Source organism: Streptococcus sp. 2106, from assembly GCF_013277315.1.
Lineage (GTDB): Bacteria > Bacillota > Bacilli > Lactobacillales > Streptococcaceae > Streptococcus > Streptococcus pseudopneumoniae.
In genome coordinates this window covers 1-19,154 of sequence record NZ_VMMS01000104.1, presented here as the reverse complement: position 1 = coordinate 19,154, position 19,154 = coordinate 1, and the positions used below count along the sequence as shown (strand labels likewise).

11 protein-coding genes and 2 pseudogenes are annotated in these 19,154 nt (G+C 40.3%); all 13 read left to right on the top strand.

Going from position 1 to position 19,154, the window contains the following annotated elements:
- Nucleotides 1-193 precede the first annotated feature (193 nt).
- The 13 genes and pseudogenes from ccdA2 (at nucleotide 194) to HT723_RS10170 (ending at nucleotide 19,098) form a co-directional block, all read left to right on the top strand.
- Nucleotides 194-904 carry a thiol-disulfide oxidoreductase-associated membrane protein CcdA2 gene (gene ccdA2, locus HT723_RS10225; RefSeq protein ID WP_000509841.1) on the top strand — a complete coding sequence of 237 codons (711 nt, stop codon included), beginning with the start codon at nucleotides 194-196 and terminating at the stop codon, nucleotides 902-904.
- Nucleotides 905-923: 19 nt separating this feature from the next.
- The gene (locus HT723_RS10220) at nucleotides 924-1,490 is read left to right on the top strand and encodes a redoxin family protein (RefSeq protein ID WP_000759276.1); all 567 of its coding nucleotides are present in this window, start codon (nucleotides 924-926) and stop codon (nucleotides 1,488-1,490) included.
- Nucleotides 1,491-1,500: 10 nt separating this feature from the next.
- On the top strand, nucleotides 1,501-2,613 hold the full coding sequence (msrB, locus tag HT723_RS10215) for a peptide-methionine (R)-S-oxide reductase MsrB (protein WP_050207717.1): 1,113 nt from the start codon (nucleotides 1,501-1,503) through the stop codon (nucleotides 2,611-2,613).
- A 337-nt stretch (nucleotides 2,614-2,950) separates the two neighbouring features.
- Nucleotides 2,951-3,688, top strand: a complete 738-nt coding sequence (locus HT723_RS10210; protein WP_000222616.1) for a response regulator transcription factor — start codon at nucleotides 2,951-2,953, stop codon at nucleotides 3,686-3,688.
- Entirely contained in the window at nucleotides 3,685-5,376 is a 1,692-nt protein-coding gene (locus tag HT723_RS10205; protein WP_119946521.1) for a sensor histidine kinase, read from the top strand. The genes HT723_RS10210 and HT723_RS10205 overlap by 4 nt, the downstream gene beginning before the upstream one ends.
- Nucleotides 5,377-5,490: 114 nt before the next feature.
- Complete coding sequence (locus HT723_RS10200) at nucleotides 5,491-6,054, top strand: TIGR01440 family protein (RefSeq protein ID WP_031222745.1); 564 nt, start codon at nucleotides 5,491-5,493, stop codon at nucleotides 6,052-6,054.
- Nucleotides 6,055-6,075: 21 nt separating this feature from the next.
- Nucleotides 6,076-13,281, top strand: a complete 7,206-nt coding sequence (locus tag HT723_RS10195) for a ZmpA/ZmpB/ZmpC family metallo-endopeptidase (RefSeq protein ID WP_172935143.1) — start codon at nucleotides 6,076-6,078, stop codon at nucleotides 13,279-13,281.
- A gap of 60 nt (nucleotides 13,282-13,341) precedes the next feature.
- Nucleotides 13,342-15,063: an aminodeoxychorismate synthase component I gene (gene pabB, locus HT723_RS10190; RefSeq protein ID WP_000554852.1), complete on the top strand. Its 1,722-nt coding sequence runs from the start codon at nucleotides 13,342-13,344 to the stop codon at nucleotides 15,061-15,063.
- A complete protein-coding gene (locus HT723_RS10185; protein WP_138705085.1) occupies nucleotides 15,064-15,681 on the top strand; it encodes an alpha/beta hydrolase in 618 nt (205 codons plus the stop codon). It abuts the gene before it with no gap.
- Nucleotides 15,682-15,730: 49 nt separating this feature from the next.
- Nucleotides 15,731-16,537: pseudogene (locus tag HT723_RS11855) on the top strand (N-acetylmuramoyl-L-alanine amidase family protein); the annotation flags it as partial.
- A 6-nt stretch (nucleotides 16,538-16,543) separates the two neighbouring features.
- Nucleotides 16,544-17,098 (top strand): annotated as a pseudogene (ldcB, locus tag HT723_RS11850) (LD-carboxypeptidase LdcB/DacB); the annotation flags it as partial.
- Between the two features lie 104 nt (nucleotides 17,099-17,202).
- Nucleotides 17,203-18,162, top strand: coding sequence for an ROK family glucokinase (locus HT723_RS10175; protein WP_138705087.1), 960 nt, complete (start codon nucleotides 17,203-17,205; stop codon nucleotides 18,160-18,162).
- A 96-nt stretch (nucleotides 18,163-18,258) separates the two neighbouring features.
- Entirely contained in the window at nucleotides 18,259-19,098 is an 840-nt protein-coding gene (locus tag HT723_RS10170) for a thymidylate synthase (protein ID WP_138705088.1), read from the top strand.
- Nucleotides 19,099-19,154 lie beyond the last annotated feature (56 nt).

Here is a 19,154-nt window from a genome sequence, read left to right as displayed (position 1 = left end):
AAAGCGCATAGTATCAAGGTTCTATAAAGCCTTGATACTATGCGCTTTTGTGCTTTGACAGTTTTTGTATAGTTTTTGTCCAAGATTTCTAAATCATCTGATTAAATTCCTATTTTTCCCTATCATTGTCCCTGTTTTTTCGAAAATGGAAGGAGTATAATAAATCTATCAATAAAATGATAGGAGGAACTTTATGGGTCATATTTTCTTTTTTCTAAGTGTCTTTTTGGCAGGGATTCTATCCTTCTTTTCTCCTTGTATCTTACCCTTGTTACCAGTCTATGCAGGGGTGTTACTAGATGATAAGGATAGTGCTCAGGCTTCTAGTGGCAAATTTTCCATCTCAGTTGTTAGTTTATTACGAACGCTGGCCTTTATAGCAGGAATTTCCTTTATATTTATTTTGTTGGGCTATGGAGCTGGTTTTTTAGGCGACTTGCTTTATGCTTCTTGGTTTCAATATGTGACGGGTGCGGTTATCATTCTCTTAGGCTTGCACCAGATGGAGATTCTACACTTTAAGGGGCTTTATAAGGAAAAGAGGTTACAACTGCAAGGACAGGGGCAAAATGGTAAGGGCTATAGTCAGGCATTTTTATTGGGCTTGACCTTTAGTTTTGCTTGGACGCCTTGTGTGGGGCCGGTTCTTGGCTCTGTTTTGGCCTTGGCGGCTTCAGGTGGCTCAGGTGCTTGGCAGGGAGCGGGTCTCATGTTGGTGTACACGTTGGGCTTGGCGCTACCATTCTTGCTTCTAGCTCTGACCTCTAGTTATGTTTTGAAACATTTCCGAAAACTTCATCCCTATCTCGGAATCCTCAAAAAAGTGGGTGGTTTTCTCATTATTGTGATGGGACTCTTGGTTCTGTTTGGAAATGCTTCAATTTTAAGTCAATTATTTGAATAAAATGGAAAGGAATATCAATATGAAAAAATGGCAAACATGTGTTCTTGGAGCAGGTTCGCTCCTTTGTTTGACGGCTTGTTCAGGCAAGTCCATGACTAGTGAACACCAAACGAAAGATGAAATGAAGACGGAGCAGACAGCTAGTAAAACAAGCGCAGCTAAAGGGAAAGAGGTGGCTGATTTTGAATTGATGGGAGTAGATGGCAAGACCTACCGCTTGTCTGATTACAAGGGCAAGAAAGTCTATCTCAAATTCTGGGCTTCTTGGTGTTCCATCTGTCTGGCTAGTCTTCCAGATACGGATGAAATTGCTAAAGAAGCTGGCGACGACTATGTGGTCTTGACAGTAGTGTCACCAGGACATAAGGGGGAGCAATCTGAAGCGGACTTTAAGAATTGGTATAAGGGCTTAGATTATAAAAATTTCCCAGTCCTAGTTGACCCATCAGGCAAACTTTTGGAAACTTATGGCGTCCGTTCTTACCCAACTCAAGCCTTTATAGATGGTGAAGGAAAATTGGTCAAAACGCAACCAGGTTTCATGGAAAAAGATGCAATTTTACAAACTTTGAAGGAATTAGCCTAGGAGGTGTCCTATGAATGATAAGTTAAAAATCATCATGTTGCTAGGAGTATTTTTTCTAGCCATAACCGGTTTCTATTTTCTATTGATGAGAAATGCAGGGCAGACAGATGCCTCGCAAATTGAGAAAGCGGCAGTTAGCCAAGGAGGAAAAACAGTGAAAAAAACAGAAGTTAGTAAAGATGCAGATTTGCACGAAATTTATCTAGCTGGTGGTTGTTTCTGGGGAGTTGAGGAGTATTTTTCTCGAGTTCCTGGGGTAACAGATTCCGTTTCAGGCTATGCAAATGGTAGAGGGGAAACAACCAAGTACGAATTGATTAACCAAACAGGTCATGCGGAGACTGTTCATGTCACCTATGACGCCAATCAAATTTCTCTCAAGGAAATCCTGCTTCACTATTTCCGCATTATCAATCCAACCAGTAAGAATAAACAAGGAAATGATGTGGGAACCCAGTACCGTACCGGTGTTTACTACACAGATGACAAGGATCTAGAGGTGATTAACCAAGTCTTTGATGAGGTGGCTAAGAAGTACGATCAGCCTCTAGCAGTTGAAAAGGAGAGTCTGCAGAATTTCGTAGTGGCTGAGGATTACCACCAAGACTATCTCAAGAAAAATCCAAATGGCTACTGCCATATCAATGTTAATCAGGCGGCCTATCCTGTCATTGATGCCAGCAAATATTCCAAACCAAGTGATGAAGAATTGAAAAAGACCCTGTCACCTGAGGAGTATGCAGTCACCCAAAAAAATCAAACAGAACGGGCTTTCTCAAACCGCTACTGGGATAAATTTGAATCTGGTATCTATGTGGATGTGGTAACTGGCGAACCTCTCTTTTCATCAAAGGACAAGTTTGAGTCTGGTTGTGGCTGGCCTAGTTTTACCCAACCCATCAGTCCAGATGTTGTCACCTACAAGGAAGATAAGTCCTACAATATGACGCGTATGGAAGTGCGGAGCCGAGTAGGAGATTCTCACCTTGGGCATGTCTTTACGGATGGTCCACAGGACAAGGGCGGCTTACGTTACTGTATCAATAGCCTCTCTATCCGCTTTATTCCCAAAGACCAAATGGAAGAAAAAGGCTACGCTTATTTACTAGATTATGTTGATTAATACTCTTCGAAAATCGCTTTAAACCACGTCAGCGTCGCCTTACCGTGGGTAGGGTTGAGACGGAGCAAAAACTCAATTTGAGGAGAAAATAAAGCAAATTTTCTAACAATAAAACACATAATATCAAGGATTTTTAATACCTGATACTATGCGTTCTCTAATTTAAAAGACTTTTTGCCCAGTCTCTCTATCCACAACCTCAAAGCGGTACTTTGAGCAACCTGTGGCTAGCTTCCTAGTTTACTTTTTGATTTTCATTGAGTATAAGAAGTCTTTCCTAAGCAGTGAGAGGAGAATTTTGCTATACTGATACTAGTAAGTGGTAAAGGAGAGAAGCATGACCTATACAATCTTAATCGTAGAAGATGAATATCTGGTAAGACAGGGCTTGACCAAGTTGGTCAATGTAGCAGCCTACGATATGGAAATCATCGGTCAGGCTGAAAATGGAAGGCAGGCTTGGGAATTGATCCAAAAGCAGGTGCCAGATATCATTTTAACCGATATCAACATGCCTCATCTAAATGGCATCCAGTTGGCCAGTCTGGTACGAGAAACCTATCCTCAGGTTCATTTGGTCTTTTTAACAGGTTACGATGATTTTGATTATGCCTTGTCTGCTGTCAAACTAGGTGTGGACGACTACCTGCTCAAACCCTTTTCTCGTCAGGATATTGAGGAAATGTTGGGGAAAATCAAACAAAAACTAGACAAGGAAGAGAAAGAAGAGCAGTTACAAGATTTATTGACTAATAGGTTTGAAGGAAACATGGCCCAGAAAATCCAGTCTCATCTGGCTGATAGCCAATTTAGTTTAAAGTCTTTAGCCAGTGACTTAGGTTTTAGTCCGACCTATCTGAGTTCCTTGATTAAGAAAGAGTTGGGCTTGCCTTTTCAGGATTATCTGGTGAGAGAACGTGTTAAACAAGCCAAGCTCTTGCTTTTAACTACAGATCTGAAGATTTATGAGATCGCAGAGAAGGTTGGTTTTGAAGATATGAACTATTTTACCCAACGTTTTAAGCAGATTGCAGGTGTGACACCTCGTCAGTTTAAGAAGGGAGAAGACCGATGAAGCGTTCTTCTCTTTTAGTTAGAATGGTTATTTCCATCTTTCTGGTCTTTCTCATTCTCCTAGCTCTGGTTGGAACTTTCTACTATCAATCAAGTTCTTCAGCCATTGAGGCCACCATTGAAGGCAATAGCCAAACGACCATCAGCCAGACTAGCCACTTTATTCAGTCTTATATTAAAAAATTAGAAACCACCTCGACCGGTTTGACCCAGCAGACGGATGTCCTAGCCTATGCTGAGAATCCCAGTCAAGATAAGGTCAAGGGAATCCGAGATCTATTTTTGACCATCTTAAAGGCAGACCAGGACTTGAAAGCAGTGGTTTTGGTGACCAAATCTGGTCAGGTCATTTCTACAGATGACAGTGTTCAGATGAAAACTTCTTCAGATATGATGGCTGAGGATTGGTACCAAAAGGCCATTCATCAGGGAGCCATGCCCGTTTTGACTCCAGCTCGTAAATCAGATAGTCAATGGGTCATTTCTGTCACTCAAGAACTTCTTGATGCAAAGGGGGGCAATCTTGGCGTGCTTCGCTTGGATATTTCCTACGAAACTCTGGAAGCCTATCTCAACCAACTCCAGTTGGGGCAGCAGGGCTTTGCCTTCATTATCAATGAAAACCATGAATTTGTCTACCATCCTCAACACACAGTTTATAGTTCGTCTAGCGAAATGGAGGCCATGAAACCCTATATCGAGACAGGTCAGGGCTATACGCTAGATCACCAATCCTACGTCAGTCAGGAAAAGATTGCAGGAACTGATTGGACGGTGCTTGGCGTGTCTTCGCTGGAGAAGTTAGACCAGGTTCGGAGTCAATTCATGTGGACCTTGCTTGGGGCAAGTGTCACATCTCTTCTTGTCTGTCTCTTCTTGGTTTGGTTAAGTCTCAAACGCTGGATTGCTCCTTTAAGGGACTTGAGAGAAACCATGTTGGAAATTGCTTCTGGTGCTCAAAATCTTCGTGCCAAGGAAGTTGGTGCCTATGAACTGAGAGAAGTAACTCGCCAATTTAATGCCATGTTGGATCAGATTAATCAGTTGATGGTAGCTATTCGTAGCCAGGAAGAAACGACCCGTCAGTACCAACTTCAAGCCCTATCAAGCCAGATTAACCCCCATTTCCTCTATAACACCTTGGATACCATCATCTGGATGGCTGAATTTCAGGACAGTCAGCGAGTGGTTCAGGTGACCAAGTCCTTGGCAACCTATTTCCGCTTGGCGCTCAATCAAGGCAAGGACTTGATTTCCCTGTCTGACGAAATCAATCATGTCCGCCAGTATCTCTTTATCCAGAAACAACGCTATGGAGATAAGCTGGAATACGAGATTGCTGAAAATCCTGCCTTTGATAACCTAGTCTTGCCCAAGTTGGTTTTGCAACCTCTGGTGGAAAATGCTCTTTACCATGGTATCAAGGAGAAGGAAGGTCAGGGACATATTAGAGTTTCTGTTCAGAAACAGGATTCAGGATTGGTCATCCGCATTGAGGATGATGGAGTTGGCTTCCAAGATGCTGGTGATAGTAGTCAAAGTCAACTCAAACGTGGGGGAGTTGGTCTTCAAAATGTCGATCAGCGTCTCAAACTTCATTTTGGAGAACATTACCAGATGAAGATTGATTCTGCACCCGACAAAGGAACGACGGTTGAAATATACATAAATAGAATAGAAACTAGTTAACTCCCAGTCAATTCTGGGAGTTTTATGCGTAATTGGGCAAGCTTTCCAGGTCGTCTATCTTGCTAAAAACAAGAAAAAACGGTATGATAGATAGTGACAAAAGAGGTAGCAGAGATGAACGAGACACAGATTCAAAGAGAAACACGTCAGATAGTGAAAGATGTTTTAGAAAAGGCCAATTTGAAGCAAGGATCTATCTTTGTTTTGGGTCTTTCCTCTAGTGAAGTGATAGGTGGTCAGATTGGCAAGGAATCCAGCCAAGAAATTGGCGAAATCATTGTGAAGACCATCCTAGATCTCCTAGAAGAAAAAAGAATTCATCTAGCTGTTCAAGGCTGTGAGCATGTCAATCGGGTTCTCGTCGTTGAACGTCAGGTGGCAGAGCAGTTTGGTCTGGAAATCGTCAGTGTCCTTCCTACTCTCCATGCAGGAGGTTCAGGTCAATTGGCAGCCTTTAAGTTTATGCAAGATCCAGTTGAGGTTGAATTTATCAAGGCTCATGCTGGATTGGATATCGGAGATACTGCAATTGGTATGCATGTCAAGCATGTTCAGGTTCCGATTCGCCCTCTTTTGAGAGAGATTGGTCATGCCCATGTAACGGCGCTGGCTAGTCGTCCAAAATTAATCGGAGGTGCGCGTGCGCACTATCCGCAAGATTCTATCAGAAAGTCGTGAGAATAAATAAAGGAGATGAAAGTGTTTAAAAAAGACCGTTTTTCAATTCGTAAGATTAAGGGAGTTGTAGGTTCTGTATTTCTTGGAAGCCTTTTGATGGCTTCTTCTGTAGTGGACGCAGCCACCTATCACTATGTAGATAAAGAGGTTATTTCACAAGAAGCTAAAGATTTAATCCAGACAGGAAAGCCTGATGGAAATGAACTTGTTTATGGTTTGGTGTATCAAAAAAATCAGCTGCCACAAACAGGGACAGAAGCATCTGTTTTGACAGCTTTTGGTTTGCTGACTGTTGGGAGCTTGCTTTTAATCTACAAGAGAAAGAAAATTGCCAGCGTCTTTCTAGTTGGAGCTATGGGATTGGTAGTCCTTCCTAGTGCAGGAGCTGTAGATCCAGTTGCTACTCTAGCACCGGCTAGTCGAGAGGGTGTTGTTGAAATGGAGGGTTATCGTTATGTTGGTTATCTATCAGGTGACATCCTCAAAACGCTTGGCTTGGACACTGTTTTAGAAGAAGACTCAGCTAAACCTGAAGAGGTAACTGTGGTCGAAGTTGAGAATCCCCAAGTAACAACAAATCAGGAGCAAGATAAGCCAGAAAACCGAGCAGTAGAGACAGAGGAAGCTCCTAAAACAGAAGAAAATCCAAAGGAAGAACAAGAACCTAAATCGGAGGTAAAACCTACTGACGAAACCCTTCCTAAAGTAGAAGAGGGGAAAGAAGATTCAGCAGAACCAGCACCAGTCAAATCGGAAAGTCAACCATCAGACAAACCAGCTGAGGAATCAAAAGTTGCAACTCCAGTAGAACAACCAAAAGTCCCAGAACAACCCGTGCAACCTACACAACCGGAGCAGCCAAGGATACCAAAAGAATCATCACAACCAGAAGATCCTAAAGAGGATAAGGTATCGGAAGAGACACCGAAACAAGAAGATGCACAGCCAGAAGTAGTAGAAACAAGAGATGAGGCTTCTAATCAACCTGTTGAAGAACTAAAAGTGGAAACGCCTGCTGTAGAAAAACAAACGGAACCAGCTGAGGAACCAAAAGTTGAACAAGCAGGTGAACCAGTCGCGCCAAGTGAAGGCGAAAAGGCACCAGTCGCGCCAGAAAAGCAACCAGAAGCTTCTAAAGAAGAGAAGACTGCGGAAGAAATACCGAAACAAGAAGAACAACTAGTAGAAGCTCAAGTTGAACCAGAAAGTCAACCAACAGAAACTTCACCAGCTGCTCAACCAGCAGAACATCAGAATGAAGAAACAAAAGTAGAACAGCCAGCAGTAGAACATAAAACAACTCCTGAAGAAGGTGTGTTAAATGTAATAGAGGTTAAGTCTGAAGTTATAGTAACTAAAGAGCCTGTGCCTTTTAAGACAGTTGAGCAAGATGATGAGAACCTCGCTAAGGGAAAAACAAGGGTTATTCGAGAAGGTGTTGCTGGCGAACGCACTATTTTAACTGAAGTCACTACTACTGATGGTAGACAGTCCAGTAAAGTACTAGAGGATACAATAACAACCAATCCAGTAGATGAAATAAAGGGTGTTGGTACTAAAGAACCAGTTGATAAAAGTGAGTTAAAGAATCAAATTGATAAAGCTAGTTCAGTTTCTCCTACTGATTATTCTACAGCAAGTTACAATGCTCTTGGATCTGTTTTAGAAGCTGCAAAAGGTGTATATGCTTCTGACTCTGTAAAACAACCTGAAGTAGATAGCGAGACAGCTAAACTTAAAGATGCTATCGACGCTCTTACTGTTGATAAAACAGACTTAAACAAAACTATCGAAGATGCGAAATCAAAAACTAAAGAGCACTACAGTGATGCATCTTGGACAAACCTTCAAAATGTATTAGCCGAAGCGAAAAAAGTTACAAGCAAACCAGAAGCAAAACAAAGCGAAGTTAATCACATTGACGAAAAACTTAAATCCGCTATTGCTGGATTAAATACAGATAAGACTGAACTTGAAAAACAACTGAATCTTGTAAACGAAAAAACTCAAGCTGACCACAGTACTACATCTTGGAACACTCTAGAAGAATCGAAAAATGCCGCTCAAACTGTAAAAGATAAGGCTACCTCTACTCAAGCTCAAATCGACGAAGCTACTAAAAAACTTAAAGCTGCTATTGACGCTCTAAGCGTTGATAAAACAGACTTAAACAAAACTATCTCTGATGCGAAATCAAAAACTAAAGAACACTACAGCGATGCAACTTGGGCAAATCTTCAAACTGTACTAGCTGAAGCTGAAAAAGTTACAAGCAACCCAGCAACAAAACAAAGCGAAGTAAATCACATTGACGAAAAACTGAAAGCTGCTATCGCTGGTTTAAATACAGATAAGACTGAACTTGAAAAACAACTTGCTGATGTTAAGTCTAAAACTGCAGCGGACTACAGCACTACATCTTGGAATGCTCTAGAAGAATCGAAAAATGTCGCTCAAACTGTAAAAGACAACAATAAGGCTACTCAAGCTCAAATCGACGAAGCTGCTAAAAAACTGAAAGCGGCTATCACTGATTTAACTACAGATAAGACTGAACTTGAAAAACAACTTGCTGATGCTCAGTCTAAGACTGCTACTGACTACAGTACTGTATCTTGGAGCGCTCTAGAAGAGGCAAAAAATGCCGCTCAAGCTGTAGAAGATAACGCTACTGCTACTCAGGCTCAAATCGATGATGCTGCTAAAAAACTGAAATCTGCTATCGATGCTCTTACTGTTGATAAAACAAAATTACAAGAACAAATAAAAGATGCAGAAATTAAACGAGAAGCTGACTATAGCCCTAATACTTGGAATGAATTTAAAAAAGCTGAAATAAAAGCTAAAGAAATCAACAACCAAACTACTCCACTTCCTAAACAAAGTAAAATAGATGCGACTACTCAAGCTCTTCAAGACGCTATTAAAGCTCTTGCTGTAGATAAAACTGCATTACAAACGGCTATTAACACAGCTAACAGCAAACGTAAAGAAGAATACACTACTCAAACATGGAAATCTTTAGAAGACACTCTTACAGCAGCAAAATCTGTAAATACAGATAAAACTGCTACTCAAAGTAAAGTAGATGAAGCTACTAGAAGATTAGAAGAAGCTATCAAAAACTTAGTTCCATTATCTGCAAAACCAGTATTAACATTTGTAAATACTGATAAGAAAGTATTAGATAAAGAAGTAGTTGCTAAGTATTCTCTAGAAAATCCTACTAAAGCTAAAATCAAATCAATCACAGCTACCCTGAAAAAAGATGGACAAGTTGTTAAGACTGTGAATCTAACAGAAAATAATCTAAATGCGTTATTAGACAATGTAGAATACTTCAAAGAGTATACTCTATCTACTACTATGGTTTATGATAGAGGTAATGGTCAAGAAGAAACTGAAACATTAGAAGATCAACCAATTCAATTAGATCTTAAAAAAGTTGAAATTAAAAATATTAAAGAAACAAGTCTAATAAGTGTTGACGATGAAGGTGTTGAAACTGACTCAAGTTTACTTTCAGAAAAACCAACGAATGTTGCTTCACTTTACCTACGAGTTACAACTCATGACAACAAAGTTACAAGACTTGCTGTTGACAAGATTGAAGAAGTAGAAAAAGACGGAAAAACTTTATATAAAGTTACTGCCAAAGCACCAGACTTAGTTCAACGTAATGCTGATAACACACTTAGCGAAGAGTATGTTCATTACTTTGAAAAACAAAAAGCAAAAGAAGGTAATGTTTACTACAACTTCAATGAGCTTGTAAAAGATATGCAGGACAATCCTACTGGGACCTTTAAGCTCGGTAGTAGTATGAATGCAAGTAACGTTCAACCAGCTGGCAAATCTTATGTAACCAATGCCTTCAAGGGAACATTGGAAAGTACAGAAGGTAATAAATTTGCCATCCATAACATTACGAGACCATTGTTTGGTAACATTGAAGGTGGTACTGTTAAGAATCTCTTACTTGAAGATGTCAACATTGACATGCCTGGATTTAATCGAGTAGCACCAATCGCAGGTGTTATCAAAAATAATTCAACTGTTGAAAATGTTAAAGTAACAGGTAATGTTGTCGGGGGCAACGATGTAGCTGGTATTATCAATAAAATTGATGGTAGTGGTAAGGTAAGTAATGTTGCCTTTATCGGTAAAATTCACGCTGCTGGAAACAAAGGTTGGTACTTAGCAGGTGTTCTAGGTGAAAACTGGAAAGGTATCGTAGAAAAAGCTTACGTTGATGCTGAAATTACTGGTAATAAAGCAAAAGCTGCAGGATTGGTTTATTCTTCTCAAAATGGTGGAAATAACCATACACTGGGTAGAGAAGGTGTTCTCAGAAATTCAGTTGCTAAAGGTTCTATCGAGCTGAAAGAAGCCGTTCAATCAGGTGGCTTGCTTGGTACTAACTGGGCCTTGGGTGCTATTGAAGACAACATCACCATGATGAAAGTCAAAACTGGGGAAATGGTGTTCGGTCACTCGGATATTGATGCTGATGATTACTTCACCTATTCAAGAACAAAACGTAACTTCAGTGTTGAGGGTGTAAGTGAGGGTAATAAATCATACAACAATTCTCGTAAGATTCCTAGCATCTCACAAGAAGAAGCTGACAAGAAGATTGAAGCAATGGGAATCACTGCTGATAAATTCGAAATTGCCCCTCTTGTTGAAGATTCACTTAACAACATCAGGCAAAAAGCTGATACTTATAAAGATACTCAAGATTATGATGCATCTCGTGAACTTGCCTACCGTAATATCGAAAAACTTCAACCGTTCTACAATAAAGAATGGATTGTAAACCAAGGAAATAAATTAGCTGCTGATAGTCATCTTATGACCAAGGAAGTCCTATCAGTTACTGCTATGAAGGGCAATGCCTTTGTAACAGAATTGGCTGATGCTGACCACATTTTGGTGCACTATGCTGATAAGACCAAAGACATCTTTACTGTTTCGCTGAAAGAATCTAATGTCAAACAAGTGAAAGAGTACAGCATTGCTGAACTCGGAGAAGTTGTCTATACGCCTAATATAGTTGACAAAGACCGTAGTGATCTTATCAATGCTATCGTTGAAAAATTAAGCCCAGTTGAGCTACAATCAGATCCTATCTACACACACCTAAATAGAACCGGTCCTAACAAAGTAAATGCGATTAAGAACCTTTACCTCGAAGAAACCTTCAAAGAAGTCAAGGATAATCTGGCGAAATTTGTGAAACAGTTGCTTGAAAATGAAGATCATCAATTAAACACAGATGAATCTGCTAAACGCGCCTTGATCAAGAAGATTGATGACAATAAGGCTGCTGTTCTTCTTGGATTAGCTTACCTAAATCGTTACTACGGTGTTAAATTCGATGACTTTAATATTAAAGAATTAATGCTATTCAAACCTGACTTTTATGGTAAAAATGTTAATGTGTTAGACTTCTTGATTAAGATTGGTTCTAAAGAAAGAAATGTTAAAGGGGATAGAACTTTAGAAGCTTATCGCGAAACTATCGGTGGAGTTATCGGCATAGGCGAGTTAAACAGTTTCTTAGACTATAATATGCGTCTATTCACAGAAGATACGAACCTAAACGATTGGTTCATAAAAGCTACTAAAGATAATGTATATATTGTTGAACCTAAAACTACAACACCTGAATTTGCTGATAAGAAACACAGAGCCTACGAGGGATTAAACAATGACATGCATGGTAAGATGATTTTACCACTTCTTAACCTGAAAGATGCACATATGTTCTTAATCTCAACATATAACACTATGGCTTACAGTTCATTTGAAAAATACGGTAAGAATACTGCAGAAGAACGCGAAGCATTCAAAGCTGAAATCAATAAAGTCGCTAAAGGTCAACAAAATTACCTAGACTTCTGGTCTCGCTTATCATTAGATAAAGTTCGTAATCAACTGCTTAAGAGCAACAACATGGTTCCAACTCCTGTGTTAGATAACCAAAACTATAAAGGAATCAGCACAGATAAATACGGACATACGAATAGTGGTAAAGACGTAGCACCTATCCGTGAATTATACGGACCAACAGGTCGTTACCACGCCACTGATTGGCGTATGGGGGCTGTAGCTCGTATTTACGGTAACCCTTATAAAGATGATTCAGTCTTCTTCATGGTTACTGATATGATTAGTGATTTCGGTATCTCAGCCTTCACTCATGAAACAACTCACGTAAATGACCGTATGGTTTACTTAGGTGGTTCAAGACACCGTGAAGGTACAGATCTTGAAGCATTTGCTCAGGGGATGTTACAAACGCCATCGGTATCAAATCCAAACGGAGAATATGGCGCATTAGGTCTAAACATGGCCTACGAACGTCCAAACGATGGAAACCAATGGTACAACACAAATCCAAATGACCTCACTTCTCGCGCTGAAATCGATCATTACATGAAAGGTTTCAACGATACTCTAATGCTTCTTGACTACCTTGAAGGTGAAGCAGTTCTTGATAAACACAATAAAGACTTAAACAACGCTTGGTTTAAGAAAGTTGCTAAAAAACTACGTAACGCTAATACGAAGAACCAGTATGACGAGGTTCGTGATCTGAATGCAGAAGAAAAAGAATATAACTTGACTTCTGTTAACGATCTAGTAGACAAGAACTTCATGACTAAACACGGTCCTGGTAATGGTACTTATGACCCAACTGGATTTGGCTCTGCCTATGTAACTGTACCAATTACCGCTGGTATCTATGGTGCTAACACAAGTGAAGGAGCTCCAGGAGCAATGTCATTCAAGCATAACACCTTCCGTATGTGGGGTTACTTTGGATATGAAAAAGGCTTCCTAAATTATGCTTCTAACATGCTGAAAAATGAGTCTAAAAAAGCTGGTCATGCTACTCTAGGTGATGATTTTATTATCAAGAAAGTTTCTGATGGTAAATTTAGCAACCTAGAAGATTGGAAGAAAGCTTACTTCGAAGAAGTTGTGGATAAAGCTAAAAAAGGAATTCAATCTATTGAAATTGATAGTACAATATACAATAGTTATGAAGACTTGAAACGTGCATTTGCTGAAGCAGTTGATAAAGATAAGGCGACATTGAAGACAGATAAAGATGGAAATAAATCTGTTTCTATGTCTAATACAGTGACACTTAAAGAAAAACTCTTCAAGAAGTTTCTTCAACAAACAAATAGCTTTAAAACTTCAATCTTTAAATAATCGAAATCTCTCATCTGCTTTGCGGATGAGGGTTTTCTTATTTTATGCTATACTTAAGGTATGCATAGAAAAACAGTGATTGATTTTAGGACTTTAGGAGAGAGATATACCTTTACCAAGCCTATTAGAGAGTTGAAAACGAGAAATGTAGAAGAAGTGGCAGATTTGCTGGCACAAGTGGAAAGCTACCAAGAGCAAGGTTATTATGTGGTGGGGTATGTCAGCTACGAGGCTGCACCTGCTTTTGAGGAAAAATTAGCAGTTCACAAGGATCCCCTACTGGGAGAGTACCTGCTTTATTTTACTGTTCATGATAGCGTAGAAACTTCCCCTATTCCTCTGACTTATGAGGATATTGATTTGCCCTCAAATTGGCAGGAAGTAACGTCTGCAGCAGACTATGAAAAGGCCATTGCCCAAATTCACCATCATTTACGGCAGGGAGATACCTATCAGGTCAACTACACCGTCCAACTTAAGCAAAAGTTAAATGCCAATCCTTTTGCCATCTACAATCGTATGGTGGTAGAGCAGGAGGCGGGCTACAATGCCTATGTGGAACATGACGAGATGGCAGTGATTTCCATGAGCCCAGAGCTCTTTTTTGAGCAAAATGATCGCGAGTTGACAACACGACCAATGAAGGGGACGACTCAGCGTGGGGTAACTGACCAAGAAGATCTTGAACAGGCCAGTTGGTTGGAACAGGATCCCAAAAATCGCTCTGAAAATATGATGATTGTGGACCTCTTGCGCAATGATATGAACCGTATTTCTGAAGTTGGGAGCGAGCACGTGGAGCGTCTGTGTCAGGTAGAGCAGTATTCAACTGTTTGGCAGATGACTTCGACCATCAAGAGTCAGTTGCGAGAGGATGTGGACCTTGTTGAAATCTTCCGCTCACTCTTTCCTTGTGGTTCCATAACGGGTGCACCGAAAATTGCGACAATGGAGATTATCAAGGACTTGGAGCCTCAACCGCGTGGAGTCTACTGTGGAACGATTGGTCTCTTGCTTCCAAATGGACGACGGATTTTTAATGTGGCCATTCGTACCATTCAACTTCACAAAGGTCAAGCCATCTATGGAGTTGGCGGAGGCATTACATGGGATAGCACTTGGGAATCTGAATACCGCGAGGTTCATCAAAAGGCGGCTGTTCTCTATCGTAAACAAGCACGTTTTCAGCTGATTACGACTGGGAAAATCAGCCAAAAACAACTGCTGTTTGAAGAACAACATCTGGAAAGACTGATAAAAGCTAGTCGATATTTTGCCTTTCCTTTTGACCCAGAAATTTTGAGACAAAAGATTGAAGAAGAGTGTCAGACTTGTGATGCTAATCAAGATTACCGCTTGCGAATCAGCCTTAGCAAATCTGGAGAGATAGAAGTCAATCGTCAAGTATTAACACCCCTTAGTCCACAGTTCTGCCAGGCTAAACTTTGTCTGCAAGAAGCCAATTTGCAACTATCCTTTACCTACTTTAAAACCACTCATAGACCGCATTTGAACCTAGGAGAACAAGAGATCATTTACCACAATAAGTCAGGAGAACTGCTTGAAACCTCTATAGGAAATTTGGTTTTGAAAATCACTGGAAAACTCTACACACCGCCTATCCGGCTTGGAATCTTGCCAGGAATTTACCGTCAGTATTTACTAGAAACAGGACAGGTAGAAGAGAAAGTCTTGACTTTAAAAGACTTAGCCCAAGCTGAGGCTATATATGGCTGTAATGTAGTGAGAGGCTTGTATGAATTAAACCTAGAGGAGAATTAGATGAAACTGATATTTTTGCACGGGTTAGGGCAGTCAGCAGAGTCTTGGAAAGAAGTTCGGAATCTACTGACAGATTATCCTTCTGAGGCTATCGAGTTATTTCCTTCTGGAGTTAGTAACTATCAACAAGCTAAAGAGCGAGTTTATCAGCACCTAGCTCAAGAGACAGAACCTTTTGTTTTGATTGGATTGTCCTTAGGTGCTGCCCTGACACTAGAACTTTCCAGTTACGATTCACCAAATCTTCGAGCTTTGATTCTGTCAGGATGCCCGCTTAAATTAGCAGGGAATATCCTATTTTATCTTCAGTTGCTGATTTTTAAACTACTTCCCAAAAGAGTATTTGAAAAACAGGGAGCAGACAAGACTTTTATAATAGGTATTTCCAAAGAATTGAAGACACTTGACTTAACGGATATAGCAGAGAATTGCCCCTATCCAACCTTACTAATTTGTGGCAGCAAAGATAAACCGAATCTTAGTTCTATGAGAAGTCTTCATAAACTAATATCAGAATCCCAATTTCAGATTATCCCAGATGGCCCTCATGTCTTGAATAAGGAAAAACCAAAGGAGTTTGTAGAAAAGACCAGAAGTTTCCTTGAATTGCTGAAATAAGTTTGATAAAATAATAGTGAAATCGATGACATCGTTAGAGGAGAAAGTAATGAACAAACGTCTATTTTTAAAAATGAGTCTGGTGACGTTGTCAATTTTAGCCTTGTTTTCACAACCTGTGTTAGCAGAGGAAAACATTCATTTTTCGAGTTGTAAGGAAGCTTGGGCGAATGGATACGCGGATATTCATGAGGGAGACCCCGGTTATTCTGCCAAGTTATACCGTGATCATGACGGTGTGGCTTGCGAATTGAAAAATGCTCCTAAGGGTGCTTTTAAAGCAAAACAAGCGGCTACAACTCAAACTGATACAACTTCATCCACAGCAAGTGGTTGGGTTAAGCAGGACGGTTCTTGGTACTATTTTGATGGAAATGGAAATCTAGTGAAAAATGCATGGCAGGGAAACTATTACCTGAAAGCTGATGGTAAAATGGCACAGAGTGAATGGATTTATGACTCTTCTTATCAAGCTTGGTATTATTTGACATCAGATGGATCTTATGCTTATAGTATATGGCAAGGAAATTACTATTTGAAATCAGATGGTAAGATGGCCAAAAGTGAATGGGTTTATGATGATTCTTATCAAGCTTGGTATTATTTGACATCAGATGGATCTTATGCTTATAGTGCATGGCAAGGAAACTATTATTTGAAATCAGATGGTAAAATGGCTAAAGGTGAATGGGTTTATGACTCTTCTTACCAAACTTGGTATTATTTGACATCAGATGGATCTTATGCTTATAATACATGGCAAGGGAATTATTATCTAAAATCAGATGGTAAAATGGCTGTCAATGAATGGGTTGATGGTGGACGTTATTATGTTGGTGCGACTGGTTTGTGGAAAGCTAATTCAAAAGTAAGCAATAAAGGTTCTTATTATAGCCTTCAAGGAAAGTATGATGAAATCATAGTTGCCAATAAACATTATCCTATGTCTAAAGATTACTATCCAGGTGAAAATGCTACTGCAAAAGCAGCCTTTTTAAAACTGATTGCACAGATGCAGAAGGAAGGATACGCTATTAGCGATAATTATAGTGGCTTTAGAAGTTATGCAACTCAAGCACAATTATATCAAAGTTATGTGAACCAAGAGGGCCAGGCTGCTGCGGATCGTTATTCCGCCCGTCCTGGATATAGCGAACATCAGACAGGACTTGCTTTTGATGTTATTGGCACAGATGGTCAATTAGTTGAAGATGCTGGTGCGGCTCAATGGTTATTGGATTATGCACCAGACTATGGTTTTGTTGTTCGCTATCCCCGTGGAAAAGAGAGTGTCACAGGCTATATGCATGAGGAATGGCATTTACGTTACATTGGAAAAGAAGCAAAAGAGATTGCTGCAAGTGGTTTGACACTGGAGGAATATTATGGATTTGATGGTGGAGATTATCTGGATTAAAAATCTATATTAGCTAAATGCAAACCTTTGCATAAATGAGTGAATTTTGTTATACTAGTACTGTAAGCATTTTCAATTACTAGACAATGAAAAAGGAGAGTATGATGAGTCAAAAGATTATTGGGATTGACCTTGGTGGAACTTCTATCAAATTTGCAATCTTAACAACAGCAGGAGAAATCCAAGGAAAATGGTCAATCAAGACCAACATTCTGGATGAGGGAAGTCATATCGTAGATGATATGATTGAGTCTATTCAACATCGTTTGGACTTGCTTGGATTGGCAGCAGCGGACTTCCAAGGAATTGGGATGGGATCACCAGGTGTGGTTGACCGTGAAAACGGGACTGTTATTGGTGCCTACAACCTCAACTGGAAAACCCTTCAACCAATTAAAGAAAAGATTGAAAAAGCCTTGGGTATCCCATTCTTCATCGATAATGATGCCAACGTGGCAGCTCTTGGTGAGCGCTGGATGGGTGCTGGAGATAACCAACCAGATGTTGTCTTTATGACACTTGGTACAGGTGTTGGTGGCGGTATCGTCGCTGAAGGCAAATTGCTTCATGGTGTTGCTGGTGCAGCAGGTGAGCTTGGCCACATCACTGTTGACTTTGACCAACCAATCGCATGTACTTGCGGTAAGAAAGGTTGCCTTGAGACAGTTGCTTCAGCAACAGGGATTGTCAATTTGACTCGTCGCTATGCGGATGAATACGAAGGCGATGCAGCCTTGAAACGCTTGATTGATAACGGAGAAGAAGTAACTGCTAAGACTGTCTTTGACCTTGCAAAAGAAGGAGATGACCTTGCTTTGATTGTTTACCGTAACTTCTCACGTTACTTGGGAATCGCTTGTGCCAACATCGGTTCAATCCTGAACCCATCAACAATCGTGATCGGTGGTGGTGTGTCAGCTGCGGGAGAATTCCTTTTACAAGGTGTTCAAAAAGTTTACGATGAAAATAGTTTCCCACAAGTACGCACATCAACAAAATTGGCTCTTGCAACTCTAGGAAATGACGCTGGGGTTATCGGAGCAGCATCACTTGTATTGCAGTAAAATAATAAAAGAAGAAAAATGCTAACCTAGAGTTAGTAATGTTCCTCTTTTCTTTTTTATGCTATACTAGTTAGGAACTAAATGAGGTGAGAGTAAATGACAAAAGCAGATACAATCTTTAAAGAAAATATTGAACGAATCCTCAAAGACGGTGTCTTTTCCGAACAAGCACGTCCTAAGTACAAGGATGGGACCGTTGCTAACTCCAAGTACGTAACTGGAGCCTTTGCAGAATATGACTTATCTAAAGGAGAATTTCCTATCACAACCTTGCGTCCTATAGCTATCAAATCTGCCATCAAGGAAGTTCTCTGGATTTACCAAGACCAGTCAAATAGCTTAGAAGTGCTTAATGACAAGTACAATGTTCACTACTGGAATGACTGGGAAGTTGGAGACACGGGAACCATTGGTGAGCGCTATGGTGCCGTTGTTAAGAAACACGACATTATCAATAAGCTTCTCAAACAGTTGGAAACCAATCCTTGGAACCGCCGCAATATTATTTCGCTCTGGGATTACCAAGCTTTCGAAGAAACAGATGGGCTGCTCCCGTGCGCCTTTCAGACCATGTTTGATGTTCGGCGTGTTGATGGGGAAATCTATCTGGATGCGACCTTGACCCAGCGCTCCAATGATATGCTGGTGGCCCACCACATCAACGCTATGCAGTATGTGGCTTTGCAGATGATGATTGCCAAACATTTTGGCTGGAAGGTTGGGAAGTTCTTCTACTTCATCAATAACCTCCATATCTATGACAATCAATTTGAACAAGCAGAGGAATTGCTTCGTCGGGAGCCGTCAAACTGCCAACCTCGTTTGGTCTTGAATGTTCCAGATGGGACCAATTTCTTTGATATTAAAGCAGAGAACTTTGAGTTGGTAGATTATGACCCTGTTAAGCCGCAGTTGAAGTTTGACCTAGCCATTTAATACTCTTAGAAAATCTCTTCAAACTACGTCAGCGTCGCTTCATCTACAACCTCAAA